A 14,145-nucleotide genomic window follows, 5' to 3' on the forward strand; every position below is an offset into this window, starting at 1 on the left:
AAACTCCTCCAAATGTTTTTATCGTTTCTCTTTCAGTAGCTTCGCATTATAAACATCATCTATATTTAGATAATTTTATTTTCAATAGTTTTATGTTTAATTCAATTAATTCTCTAAATTCTTCTTCTAATAAATCGTATGTACTTATGCGCCCTTTTGAGTTTTTTTGTCCACTCTTATCAGAAGAATGGCTAGCTTTATCCATCAATTCATCATGTTTCTCTTGTATTATAAGGTGGTTTTCTAAAAGGCTTCTTATTCTTATATATCCACTTTTTAAAACCTTATTTTTGTTTTCATCTGTTTTTATAGGGTATTCAGCACCTACTATTTTATTAGTTCCTTTTAAATAGAAGTTTACGTTTCTACTTTTTTCTTTCATTTCAATCTCATCATAGTCATTATATATATTATATTGTTGTTCCAATTTCAGAAATCGTGGCTTTAAAGACATAATTACCCCTCCTATATTTAGGATTACTTTTCTAGTTTCGTATATATTTTACCATAACATGGAATAATTTCATACTTATTGTATATTGGTGTAATGAAAAAACAGTAGCTTTAACTGACTACTGTTTTTGGTCCTCTAGTTGTTTTTGTATAATTTTCCTACTATTAGTATTTTTAAGAGGATATAAAAACAACCCTTCTGATGTAATTTAGAAGGGTTGTAAACTTCACATGCTATGGATAATGGGCAATTAATCATCATATACTGATGACCACATTTTATTGTTAATATTTCTTATATGTTCAACTTTACCTTTATCAAAAACACTTTCAAGTTGGCATGAACTACATTTATAATATCCTGTATCATCAGTTTCAAAAACCGTTATTATTTCTTTATTTCTATTCCAGCAAACTGTACAAATGTATATATTTCTATCTGCCAAGTAAAGACAAGTTCCCCCTAAAGGACTCCCTTGAATATTATCTTCTACATTTCTAATATATTCTGAATTCGATAACTCTTCCTCTAATTTTTTAATCTTTTTCTTTAATTCATCATTCTCTTGTTTTACTTTATACTTTTTTTCAGTAACTCTTTTTACAAAAAAAACTATAATTCCTCCTATTAAAGTACATAATGTACATAAAGCAATTATCACACCACTATAATTTTTTACTAAGAGCATAATATTTTTGATCATAACTTACCTCCTTAATCTGATCTTAATCCTCTAATTATTAGGAAGTATCCCCCTCTGCTTTTTATACCTACACAGCTAAGGTTTAGGTGTGTAAGGAATAAAGAAATCAAATGGCATATCGGATGTATCTATTTTTATATCTTGTTTCTTGCTAGCTTTTGATATGTTTTGTAGGTGAAACTTAACTGCCATCAATAGTTTAATACTTTGTGGGTCTGCAACTGTAAATTGTACCCCATACTGTCCCATTTCAGACCAACTATCCCATAAAGCCGGACTTATTATCAGATTTTGCGAATACAAGGGTATAAATACATTTATGTAATACTGAATAAGTCCTATCGGAAAGTTCCTTATCTGTTCAAGGTATTCACCATATACATTTAAATCTGATTTTAAAGCACTTACTAGAAAATATGATTTGTTTTCTAAAGGAAAGGTCGTAAAAAAAACAAACCGCATTCTCTTGGTCTTTTTATCAATTGATTTTATCTTTTTACCCCTTAGATCAAATGGAGGCGCTACTGTCATATAATTTGCAAACTGTACTCTGAAAGGTAGTTCTATCACTACTGTCTCTAATCCTGAATAGTCTTTCTGCGCTAGTGCTGTATCAAAGTAGTCTCGATAATACTGTAAATCTTCTATTTTCAGATTAGTATTTCTATACTTTTTAAATGAAGACGAGTCTTTTGTTAACTGGGGAATACCTGCAAACATATGAGACTGAAACTTCTTTGACACTATTTCAGTATACAATTCAAAAGCAAAGGTCTTATAAGCAAAAAGAAAAAGTTGCTCTTCCTCCAAAGTATCAAGTGTATACTGAAATTTTTCTATCTTGGCAAATATTGAATCATCATGTGTTTCACAGAAACAGGTAGCTACTGTGGCATCCTTTATCAGTACTTTATCTAATAAATAGAAAGGTTCTCGTTTACCCTTTTTTATTTCCAGCATTTCAGGAGCTTTTGTGAAGTCTTGCATATACACTTTCTTATTGACTTCTAATTTATTTAGGATTCTATTCTCCTGTAAAGCATGTGCTTTTATTATATTTTTTCCCTTGGCTGTACACCCCTTAACTAAACATGTCCTTATTCGGCTCTTTCTCATTGCTTTCCCCATGTAGTTTAAAAATTCACCTTCAGTATGAAACCCTCTAGCCTTTTTCGTTTTACAACAATTTTTATATAGAGAACCACTCCCACATGGGCATGGTTCTTTTCCATTAAAAATAAAGCTTTTGAACACTTATTTATCACCTCTCAATAATCCAAATTATTTGTTGATATCCTTACCTATTTTGGTACTACATTTGACTTTAAAGCTAGGACTCAATTTCATCGTGCTCTTTTTAATAGATTTAGATTTCATTTGTAATCCTTCAAACTAATTATTAGCATTAAAAAGATTAATTCCCCCGATACTTTTAAAGGTAAAGATTTTTATTGTATAAAAGCTATTACATTAAATTACCCATTTTAAGCATATTGAGAATCTAACCAATATAAGATAGCATTTCATTATTATAATGAATGTTTTTCAAATATACACATATTATAGCATTATTGAGATTATATTTACATTAATTTCAATCTTTATAGTTCAATTTACATAAGCTCACTAAAATATTTATTCATACATAAAAAAAGCAAGAGCCTAAATTGTTAAGCTCCTGTATTAACCACAAATTTAATATCATTTTGATTTCAATTCCCATAGTTTAGCTACACCAACTATGGATAATTAGAAACTATGAATTCTTCTTCTATTTTTTCTAACTCTTCCTTACTAAATTAGCAATTATTTTTAAAATTATTTACTATCATCTTTAGCTCAATTATTGGGATAACTTTTTGTGTTCCATATTTTAATATCCATTCTTCATTTTCCTGTATTAAGCATAAGATATTACCATCCCTTAATTTTTTCTTCTCATTCATATCTAAATCAACCTCCCAGCATACTACATAGTCAAATGTCTCATAAGGGTGGTCGTGCTTAAACAGACTGCTTAATTTATATTCAATTTCTACTAACACCTTCTCATCACTGTAATTTAAACAGATCATATCAGTTGTAGATTGATGGGAGTAGTGCCCTATTTTATTTATATGTTTTACTAAATTTTTTCCCTTTTCATTACCAAGAATTTCTGTAAATAATATAACAACTTGTGATTCATTATCTGGCTTCTTTACTATTGACAATTCATTTATAAGCAAATCATCTATTTTATCAAAACATTCTAATCTCATTTTAAGCCTTCTTCTCTTATCTTTTATCCCATCTTCTTCTTCTTCTTCTTTTCTCAGTTTAAAATATCCTTTTTCCGCCAATGGCATTATATCACCACAAATAATTTTTTTTGCTTCTTCAAATATCCATTTTACTTTTGGATCATCTTCATTAGATATATTATTTCTGTCTGCTGTTAATTCAAAAGCTTGAGAGTTTATAATTAAATGATAATGATGATAATTAGGGTCTGTCATTAAGTTTTGCTTTTTTACAAAAAGTATAAAATCTTTGGCTAAATATATACCAAATCTTGATTTTAATGTTTCACCCTTTCTTAATTTTGCTACCTTTTTCCTGCAATTTATGCCTGAAATCGTACCATACATTTGAAAAGATACATACTCACCATTAATATTAGTGGCTCTGTGAAAGGGTCCAAAATGTCTACAGTAATTAACGGATCTTATATATATCTGTTCACTAATATCCACCTTTGGATTTTCTTGAGGCGGACAGAATTGATGTACTCCTCCTATTTCTTCTTTTATTCCTAACATTCTATCTTCTAAAAATACCCTTGGTGCTATCTGCATATTATGGACATATTTATGTAATTCTGAGTAATTGGCAAAATAAGTTTTAAAACTACCAGCAGCAGTAAACCATAATATATAATCTTTTATAGTATTAAAGTTAAAATATTTTTCTGGATTGTCAATAACATACCCTTCTATTAAAATTATAGTTCCGCCCTTGCCAGATACAGCATCTATTTTTTCTACTGTATATTTAGGTAGTATACCCTTACATAAATTGTCCCACGGCTCATTCATTATGGCTTTATAAGCTTCATTATTTCTTGTTTGTGTGTATAAAGTTATTCCTTCACTTTTAAAAAATGTTTTTGTCCCTAATCCTTTCTCTCCTATACCTAATTTTGTTTTCATGGAATCACCCAAATTAAAGAATTTATGTATATTATCAAAATTCATCCCTTTTCCATCATCTTGAATCTCTAATACAAATTTCCCCTCTTTATTTCTATATATTATTATAGAAATAGTTTTAGCTTCTGCATCATGGCAATTACTTATTGCTTCTCTCAGAACCTCTAAAGGGTTAACAATATTTTTTGCAATTTCTCTAAATAATGATATATCTTTTACTTGTGGTTTATAAAAATTCATCCTATCTACCTCATTCCCTATACAAAAATAATACTTTTTTTCTACATTATGTGAATATCACATAATATAGTATTTTCTTTTAGATAAAATTAATGCATAAAACTTACAATTAGATTGGATGGTTATTATGTATGGAAAGAATGTCATTGGTCATAATGTAAAATATTTTAGAGAATTGAAAAAAATTTCTCAGGAACAATTAACTGCTCGACTAAATATTCAAGGAATAGAAATAGACCAGCCAATGCTTTCTAGAATAGAAAATTGTACACGACAGTTACTTGATTTTGAAATTATTGGTATTGCAAAAGCTTTAAAGATTGGAATAGAAGACTTATTTAAGTTATAATTTACAATTCGTTTTTAATATTTTTTCTATATAATATAAAATCTCCTAAATAGGAGATTTTATATTTATAATAGTATTTTATATTCACCCTTCATGAGCTACAAATAGCATTCTTAGTTCTTTGTTAAAACTTAAATTTAGCCAAAGCATCTGCAAGTGCCGTATTAATTGGCTCATTACTTTCCTTATTTTGATCCTTTAAGTATCTTGCTACATCCTTCTTTGTACCTTTATCTTTGTCCTTTTCTTTTCGTTTCTTAAAGGCAGAAAGTTTTTCTCTATGCCCACAAATACATACAAATATCTGACCGTCTCCTTGACCACGTAATTCCATTTTCTTATGACAATTAGGACATCTCGCATTTGTTTTTTTAGCTATACCTTTTTTGTAACCACATTCTCTATCTTGGCAAATAAGCATTTTCCCTCGTTTACCATTAACCTCAAGTAAAGACTTTCCACATTCAGGGCATTTACTTCTTGTCATGTTATCATGTTTAAATAATTCTTCACTATTCTTTATCTGATTAACAATCACCTTTGCATAATTTCTCATTTCATTAATAAAAGTATTTTTGTTAAGCTTGCCCTCAGCAATAGCCCTTAATTTTTGCTCCCATTGAGCTGTTAATGTAGGCGATTTTAAATCTTCAGGCACTAATTTTAGAAGCTGTTTTCCTTTAGAAGTTATGAAAATATCTTTTCCTTTTTTCTCCATTAAATAGCTATTAAATAATTTTTCTATGATATCAGCTCTAGTAGCAACTGTTCCTATTCCTCCTGTTTCTCCAATGGTTTTAATTAACTCCTTCTTTTCATCGATCATATACTTTCCTGGATTTTCCATAGCAGAAAGTAGAGTTCCTTCGTTGAAATGAGCTGGTGGCTTCGTCTGACCTTTTGTTTGAGAAATAGTAGATATTTTCAAACAATCCCCTTTATTTAAATCAGGTAATGTTTGTTCTGAAATAGAATCATTTCCATTCTCATCATCATCAATATTGTTTTTGTAAATTTCTTTCCATCCTTGATTAATAACGATTTTGCCTTTCGCTATAAAAAATTCATTTTCTATTTTTGCTTTTATTGTAGTTTGCTCATACTCAAAAGGAGGATATAAAACAGCTAAGAATCTTTTAACGACTAAATCATATATTTTTCTTTCTCTATCATTAAAATCACTTAAAAATACGGTTTCTTCCGTTGGAATAATCGCATGATGATCTGAAACTTTCGTATCATCAACAAATGATTTGTTTGCTTTTATTGGTTTTCTTAGAATTTTACCAGCTATCATATTATAGGGTCTAACACCACATGCTTTAATTCTATCTTTTAAAGTATCTACTATATCCGCAGTAATATATCTTGAATCCGTTCTTGGATAAGTCAAAACCTTATGATGCTCATATAGCTTTTGCATAATAGATAATGTTTCTTTTGCAGAGTAACCAAAGATTTTATTTGCATCTCTTTGTAATTCTGTTAAATCATATAATTTAGGAGAATAGCTTTTTTTATAGGCTTTATTTATATCTATAATCTCAGCGTCTTTATTGTGTATAGCTTTTAATATTTTATCGCTTTTATCTTTGTCAAATGTTCTAATATCTTTCGTCTTACTATCTTGCCATGTTAGCTTTAAATTATTAGCTATAGCATTAATTCCATAAAAGGTTCTTGGCTTAAAGTTTTCAATTTCGTTTTCTTTATTAGCTATCATGGCAAGGGCTGGAGTCTGAACCCTGCCACAGGAAAGTTGAGCATTGTATTTACATGTCAGAATTCGCGTGGCATTAATGCCCACAACCCAATCCGCTTCTGCACGTGCTACAGCAGAAGCGTAAAGACTTTCGTAATCCTTACCAGGTCTCAATTTATTGAATCCATCCTTAATAGCCTTATCTGTAACTGAAGAAATCCAAAGACGTTTAATTGGCTTTTTAAAACCTACTTTTTCAACAATCCACCTTGCGACAAGCTCACCTTCTCTACCAGCATCTGTTGCTATGATGAGTTCATCAATATCTTTTCTAGTCATGATCTTCTTGACTTCTTTAAAATGCTTTGCAGTTTTTTCTATAACAGTGAGTTTCATTCTTGCTGGCAGCATCGGAAGTGTTTCCATACTCCACTTTTTAAACTTCTCATCATAAATTTCTGGCGCTGCTAATGTCACTAAGTGTCCCAGTCCCCATGTTATAACATATTTTTTTCCTTCTAAATAGCTTTTCTTGTTTATATCACAGTTTAAAACCCGACCTATATCTCTTGCCACACTAGGTTTTTCTGCTAAAACCAAAATTTTTCCCATATATATTTAACTTCCTCTCATAAATTATTCTCATTAATAACTATAAACATTTTCTACTAATACAATAGCTCTAATACTTTATATTATATATAATCACTTTCTATTTTTTAATTATTTGAACTTCTTCCCTTTAAATCTATATTATAAAATTCATCGTAATTTGTCCAAGATTATCAAGTGATTTATGATCTATCAAATGACCTTGTTAATTTTCAACTGATATATTAGTCCTATAACCATGGAAATTCATTCTTGATATCTTCATCAGTGATTGCAACAGTTTTTTTAACATTTTTTGTATCAATGGATATAATATTATTTTTTAAATTCTTATCCTTTCTCTTCTTTAAAGATGTACTATCGATACAAAGTTCAAGCATAGCTTTTTCTTGATTTTTTAATTGTTCCTGTAAGAGTTTATTTTCATGTTTTAAGTCTTTCATTTGTTTTTCAAGCATACTTATTTTTTTCTCAAACTCATAACTTCCTTTTGCTTTGTCTATTAGATTATTGATAATTCTCATGCAAGCCCCATATACTTCTAGTACTTTCTTAGGATTGGAAGAACTTTGCTCTCTCAAACTCTCAACAGAAGGTAATGTTTTTAGCTCTTCACATACTTCACTTACTGTAATTATGGGATTATTTATCTTTGATATAATCTCTTTTACTTTTTTTGAATAATCCCATCTATGTCTCGGAATTCCAGTTTCCTTCGCAAGTCGTGATAAATTAATTTTTTCATTATTGTGTTTTTTAATATACTGCTCTAAAATTTGCAACAGTTCTTCATCACAATTTGACTTTGGTCTTCCTCCTTTATTTTTCATCAATATTCTCCACCTCTCTTGCATCTAGAATATATGAATCTACAAAAGCCTTATTAACTATAGATTTTTGAATCATTTTAGAACATCTGCCTATTTCTTCCTGCTCTTTAATATCAAAACATTTATTTTTATTTATATTATTTTTATTTAAACTGTTTTTTCTAATAATTTTCATTAAAATTTTTATATGTTTTTCAATATCTTTCCCATATGCTTTAGACTTATCAGTTAATTCTATAATGCCTTTATCCTTATCAAGCGCATATCTAAAATTTTCGCATTCGTCCTCACAATTCCCTACTACACAGTTATTGGGAAAATCCGCATCTATACAGTATCCATTCTCGACGGGTATAACATTTTTATGACTATCAATATTAAAGAATAAACTTTTTTTATAAACATTTTTTGTTTTCATAAAACTAGTTTCTTCATTTTCCATTTTTCTTCTTCTTCTAATTTCATCAGCTAATAATTTTACTTTAGATTTTGCAAAAGTATTCATATGATTAGAATAGCTCAGTTGTGTGTATATTGTAGTATGCCCCGCTAATCTAGCAATCGTTAAGGGGTTTATCCCCTGTAAATACAAATTGCAAATTGCAAAATGTCTTGTGTCTCCTGGCGTTATTCTTTCAACATAAAAACCATCTTTATTCCCTTTGCTTTTTTCTTCACTTGATATAGCGATATATCCATATCTTTTTTCAATAATTTCCAAATAGAATTTATTTAACAAACCATAAAATCTTGCAGTTCCTGCATAATTATCTTCATGAATATCTAAAAACTTATCAAAACTTCTCTTAATCTTATAGTGATTAGCATAAATATCATAATTAAAGAGATATTTTTCATTTCCCTCCTGATTATTATTGTTATTGAATTCATGTATTAAATCAAATAGTTCCTTTGGTATTTCTACATGCCTATATGTTTGTTCTAAAGTATCATTTCCTGAAAATTTCTCTTTAGCGTTCAAAATACTTAATATATATTTTCCATTAACTATCTTTGCTGAATTTGTCTCTAGTGTTGCTAACTCAATTGGTCTCATAGGAATACAACTCGTTATACGCCACCAAATTATAACCGGAAAATATTTTTCTTTCTCTTCTTGAATACAGTGAGACACAAAATCATTCAAAACATCATTAAATAATATCATACTGTATAAATCCGGTATCTCTCTGTTTGTATATTTTTTATAGTTATACTGTTTTATTATATTCCTAAACTGCTCTGAATTTTTGTAATCATAAAAACATAAGAAATCATATCCTGCACCAATGACATCGTTAATAATATAATTATTTTTCTTAGCTTTTAAACGTTCTGCAAAATTTTCTACTGTGCTTATGTCTAAACAGTTAGTATTTTTTATGATATAGTTAATGCCTGATAAGCTCATTATTAGAGTTCTTGGATCTAACTTTTGATCGTATATCTTAACAAGAATAAAAGCCTTCATAGCTAAGTTTAACTTTTTATTGAACTCATAATCAAAATCAAAATATGCTTTTCTCTCTTTCCCTCGTAAAACCCATTTCTCATCTTCAAAGTTCCCTTGTATAACCGTATTATTCTCTTTAAGTTCATTGAATTTACTTCTATATTTCTCAATATCATCTTCCTGAAATTCAAAAAATTTAGTATAACTAACTACGTAATTAATAGCTTCTACTTTTTTAGATTTTTTTATATTAAAGCCACTCATTAGTTTCACCTACTTAAAGTATTTTAACTTTCCTCTGACATCCTGTATTCGGTCTCTTATCACATCAATTTCAATAAAAGAATCTACCAAGTTACTATCATACTCTTCATAGAATAGTTTTGCCTCCGAAACAATTGATAATAGTTTAAATAACACGCTACTATATTTGATAATTTTATAGTGCTCATTTTCATCTGTACAATCTATTATATTTAATAGGTCTATAATTTCCGCATTAAGCGAAGAAAGAAAGTATATATTTTTTACAAAATATTCACAACAACTACATGAACTTCTTTTTGGATATGCACAAACTCGTCCTTTCAAACATCCACCATTTCTTGATTTTGAAGCACTTTCACAAGTTAATATTGATTTTATCCGACTTTTCAATTCAAGCTTGTCCAATCTAGCTAGCTCATTAAATACTTTTATTTGTGATTTTTCATACAATTCGTCAGTCATATGATTCGCAAGGTTCTCCATGCCTAATAAGCTGTAATTCTCTCTTAATTTAACTATTTCATTAGTTAGATTAGACATATATGGCTTACTATCACCGTCTTCATAATTATAAATAATTTGTAATATTTTATATGGTATCCACCCAAAAAACCCTCTTTTTATTAGATTGAATGCAACACTTTTAGCATCTTCTTTATGTAAAATTGGCTTTAAGTATATTTGAGTTGTTCTTGGTAATTGTATTTTCTTATCATTTTTATGCGAGCGCATTGCACCTCCTAACATATAGGAAATACTATGCATCCCTTCCATTGTATTGGCACATTCAAATACATAGGTTAGCAAAGTATTATTAGCCTTCCTATTAGTAAAACCTCGCAATCTTTCATCTTTTAAAAAATTACTCATAGCATTTCTAACCCATGAAGCTGTTTCATTTTCATATCTCTCATCTAATAGCAATGAAAAAATTGTATTATTCGAATTCTTTCGCCTATGTATTTCTGCAACTACGTATGCAATTGCTATTGGTACAGTTAGGTTAAGACTATTAAAGAATCTCAATTGTTGTTCATTTTTATCAGCACATACCCCTGATAACTTCATATCCATTTGGTTTAGTATACTTTGACCCATTGATAAAGTAAATTCATTTCCTTTTTTAAACCATTCAAAATCATATACATCGATAATCGCTAACTCAATATTAGGTATTTTTGTGATTAAATCATTCAATCTCCAAGCTGCTATTAAATGTAATATACATAGAAACCATTCACAAGCGTATCTCTGACTTTCAAAAGCTTTGTTAATATGCAAATTGATATCAGTTAGATATTTTGTATATTGACCCCATAGCTCAAAACTATATATTTCCTCATCATCTATTACACTGACTTTCTTTGGTACTTCTCTACAAGTAAAAGTACTCGTATAATTACAATGGGTGTTATCTTGACAGTATTTTATAAACGCTTTTACTGTTTTTATCAAATTTGTATTATCTATTTCATTTATCAATCGTAATATTTCTTCATTATCATATAAGTAAATTTCCTTATCAAGCTTCTCATTTAAATAAACTAATAATCTTCCACATTTTTTTGCAATATTATATCTTATTTTTTTTCTAGCATCACTATTGCTTAACCTATCATATACAAATGATGTGAATAAATTTTCTGTTTCTCTGAGATATTCTCTTAAAACAATGTTTTTCTTTATTAAATCAAAAACTTCAAATTCATCTTGAGCAGTATCACAAATTTTTTTAAACTTAATCCGTCCCTTACTTTTTTTCACTTCAATTAACTTGCTTATCTTTTTAAGTTGATCCTTTTTAATCCTATAGTACGAAAAGTTTAAAGGACTTTTAATAACTTCAATCTTTTCTTCTAGATACAGCGCCATTATCTTGTGTCTCGATACTCCTAGCATTTCTGCTAACTCTTTCGTACTAATGGTACTCTCCATTATATCCAATATATAATTTATATAATTCTTACTTATATAAATTATATTATTTCTAATAAAAAAATCATTTGTAGAACCCTTTCTAACAATATTTTTCATTGAATTATTTGATACCCCTAACAGATCCGAAGCTTGTCCAATATCTATGTATTTGCTATAATCAATATCTTCATTATCTTCTTTAAAATAGCGCTTTACTTGTTGTAAATATTTAGTGTTAATCCTAAACTTATTACTTCTAAAATCAGCAAATACTACGTCATCTCCTAAAATTGGATGAATTTTTATTATCGTTTGTTTCTTAATTCCTATTTGACTAGCGAAACTTTCTAGGAAATGAGAATTACTATCGACTTTATTTATATGATCTATAAATTGTTCATTTATGTAAATTTTATTATTCATATAGCTGACATAATCTTTAATATCATAAGAATTCTTTTTAATTCTTTTATAAACACTATTTATGTGCATATTTAACGCATCTGCTAGTTTTTCAAGCGAAATTATTTTTTTTTCTTTACCTGCTGAGTTAATTTCATTGTTCATATTCAACGATTTATCTCCTGAATTATTATTAGATTCAAAATAGGCTCTAATTTTTCTTCCATATTCCTTATTTTCATCTTGGTAATAATCTTGTATTTGTTGTATATATGCATTTCTAATTCTGTATTTATTTACTCTAAAATCATGAAATAAAGTATTTTTATTTATCAATAGACAAATTTCTTTTAATTCTTTTTCCTCAACCTTCATTTCTCCAGCTATGAATTTTATTAATTTAGAGTTGTTTTCAATTTCTATCATATGCCTTAAAAATTCTTTTTGAATAAAAATTTTATCCATATCTCTGATTACGTAAGAAGCTATATCATAACAATTTTTTTTAATTCTAGCTCTTAGAATGGTTTGTGTAATATTTAATTCATTTGCTAACTCTTTTACTGACATTAAATTTTGTTCATTGTTTATTATTTTTGACTTGTTTTTTGTATATTCTAAATTATTTTTGGCTTTTTCAGTATGCATATTTAATTTTTTATTGATTTTTAATTCTTTTGATTTGTAATATTGACTTTTTACTATTTCATAGTATTTCATATCTATCTTTAATTTACCTGTAAAAAAATCATTAAATATACTATCACTACTCATGTTTATACATAAAGTTCTTAATCTTTCTTGATTCATCTTAAGCTCTTGAGATGCAAGTTTTAATAACACAGAATTATGTTGTTTCTTTCTTAAATAATAAAAAAATTCTCCTCTTATTAGGATCTTTTTAGAAAATTGTTTTTTATATTTCTGAACATTACAACAATTTCGCCTTATCCTCCTCGCTATTGTTACAGGTGATACCCCAAACATCCTTTTTATATCTTCTAGACTAATATAACTTTTACCGTCTAGCTTTTTAAACTCACTGCTATTGGCATCCTGTGAAACAAAATTAGTATCATTCTTTTTTTCAGCAAAAAATTCATTAAATTTCTCTATAATGATTTGATACCTATTGCTACTAATATATTTTTTGCCGTTTATTATTTTAATTTCCTCATACATATCCAAATTACAGCATGTTAGAATAAAGTCTTTAATTTCTTCTTCTGTCATTACCATTTGCCAAATTAATGATTGAAGTTCTACAAATCCATTGTCACTTTCAAATTCTATATTAACTTCATTATTTCTAATCATATCCATATACATATTTTTCAATTTTAATTTACCTGTTACAAAATCTGTAAAAATACTGTTTTCATCTATATTTGAGCATTTTATATATAAATCATTTTGCTTAATACCTAACTCTTTCGCTGCTTCATCTAAGAACGTAGAATTGCATTGTAATTCTTCATAATTGTCTATAAAAGTTTTTTTTATGTATATTTTTCTAGATGTAGTATCTTTCATAAAGTCTTTTACATCACAATAATTTCGCTTAATCTTTTTTCTTATATTATTATTAGTGATTTTAAATATTTTTCCTAATTGCTCCACTGTATAATAATTTTCTTTTAATAACATAATCTCTTTGATGTTATCTGTATATATCCTATAATTACGGTTATTCCATTGATCTCTAAAATAATCTAACCGCCCTTGCTTAATCATATCTAAAATAGTATCTTTTGAACGATTTAAAGCTACGCAAACTTCTTTGACCGTCATAGAAATTTCTCTACTATACATGATTTTGTCAATAATATCTTTTTTAATATAATATACATTTTCAAACAACAACCATTTACCATAAAATTCTTTTTTACTCTTTATTCTGTTTATCACTGCAATCGTTCTTACTTTAAAAATTTTTGCAACTTCATCGGCTGAATAATATTTTTCAAATTCAAATAAGTCCATTTAGAATACCTTCCTATTGTTTGTTAAAATATCTTTTTACTA

At 28.0% G+C, this 14,145-nt stretch carries 9 protein-coding genes; 1 reads left to right on the forward strand and 8 read right to left on the reverse strand.

Annotated features, from left to right (window positions below):
* Positions 1 to 55 precede the first annotated feature (55 nt).
* The 4 genes from EV214_RS02290 to EV214_RS02305 form a co-directional block, all read right to left on the reverse strand.
* On the reverse strand, positions 56 to 454 hold the full coding sequence (locus EV214_RS02290) for a hypothetical protein (RefSeq protein ID WP_132242286.1): 399 nt from the start codon (positions 452 to 454) through the stop codon (positions 56 to 58).
* A 250-nt stretch (positions 455 to 704) separates the two neighbouring features.
* Positions 705 to 1,157: a hypothetical protein gene (locus EV214_RS02295; RefSeq protein WP_132242288.1), complete on the reverse strand. Its 453-nt coding sequence runs from the start codon at positions 1,155 to 1,157 to the stop codon at positions 705 to 707.
* A 75-nt stretch (positions 1,158 to 1,232) separates the two neighbouring features.
* Positions 1,233 to 2,411 (reverse strand): SEC-C domain-containing protein, encoded by a 1,179-nt coding sequence (locus EV214_RS02300; protein WP_132242290.1) that lies wholly within the window; start codon positions 2,409 to 2,411, stop codon positions 1,233 to 1,235.
* 545 nt (positions 2,412 to 2,956) lie between these two features.
* Positions 2,957 to 4,588 (reverse strand): ATP-binding protein, encoded by a 1,632-nt coding sequence (locus EV214_RS02305; RefSeq protein WP_132242292.1) that lies wholly within the window; start codon positions 4,586 to 4,588, stop codon positions 2,957 to 2,959.
* Between the two features lie 127 nt (positions 4,589 to 4,715).
* Here EV214_RS02305 and EV214_RS02310 point away from each other — a divergent pair, with 127 nt between their 5' ends.
* Positions 4,716 to 4,937, forward strand: a complete 222-nt coding sequence (locus EV214_RS02310; protein WP_243116530.1) for a helix-turn-helix domain-containing protein — start codon at positions 4,716 to 4,718, stop codon at positions 4,935 to 4,937.
* A gap of 124 nt (positions 4,938 to 5,061) precedes the next feature.
* Here the strand turns inward: EV214_RS02310 and EV214_RS02315 are convergent, their stop codons facing one another.
* From EV214_RS02315 to EV214_RS02330, 4 genes are all read right to left on the reverse strand, one after another.
* Complete coding sequence (locus EV214_RS02315; protein ID WP_132242296.1) at positions 5,062 to 7,251, reverse strand: DNA topoisomerase III; 2,190 nt, start codon at positions 7,249 to 7,251, stop codon at positions 5,062 to 5,064.
* Between the two features lie 230 nt (positions 7,252 to 7,481).
* Positions 7,482 to 8,081: a hypothetical protein gene (locus tag EV214_RS02320; protein WP_132242298.1), complete on the reverse strand. Its 600-nt coding sequence runs from the start codon at positions 8,079 to 8,081 to the stop codon at positions 7,482 to 7,484.
* Entirely contained in the window at positions 8,071 to 9,798 is a 1,728-nt protein-coding gene (locus EV214_RS02325; protein WP_132242300.1) for a site-specific integrase, read from the reverse strand. Before EV214_RS02325 ends, EV214_RS02320 begins: the two co-directional genes overlap by 11 nt.
* 9 nt (positions 9,799 to 9,807) lie before the next feature.
* Positions 9,808 to 14,103, reverse strand: a complete 4,296-nt coding sequence (locus EV214_RS02330; protein WP_132242302.1) for a MerR family transcriptional regulator — start codon at positions 14,101 to 14,103, stop codon at positions 9,808 to 9,810.
* Positions 14,104 to 14,145: the final 42 nt, after the last annotated feature.

It is taken from the genome of Marinisporobacter balticus (assembly GCF_004345705.1).
In the GTDB taxonomy this organism is placed as follows: Bacteria; Bacillota; Clostridia; order Peptostreptococcales; family Thermotaleaceae; genus Marinisporobacter; species Marinisporobacter balticus.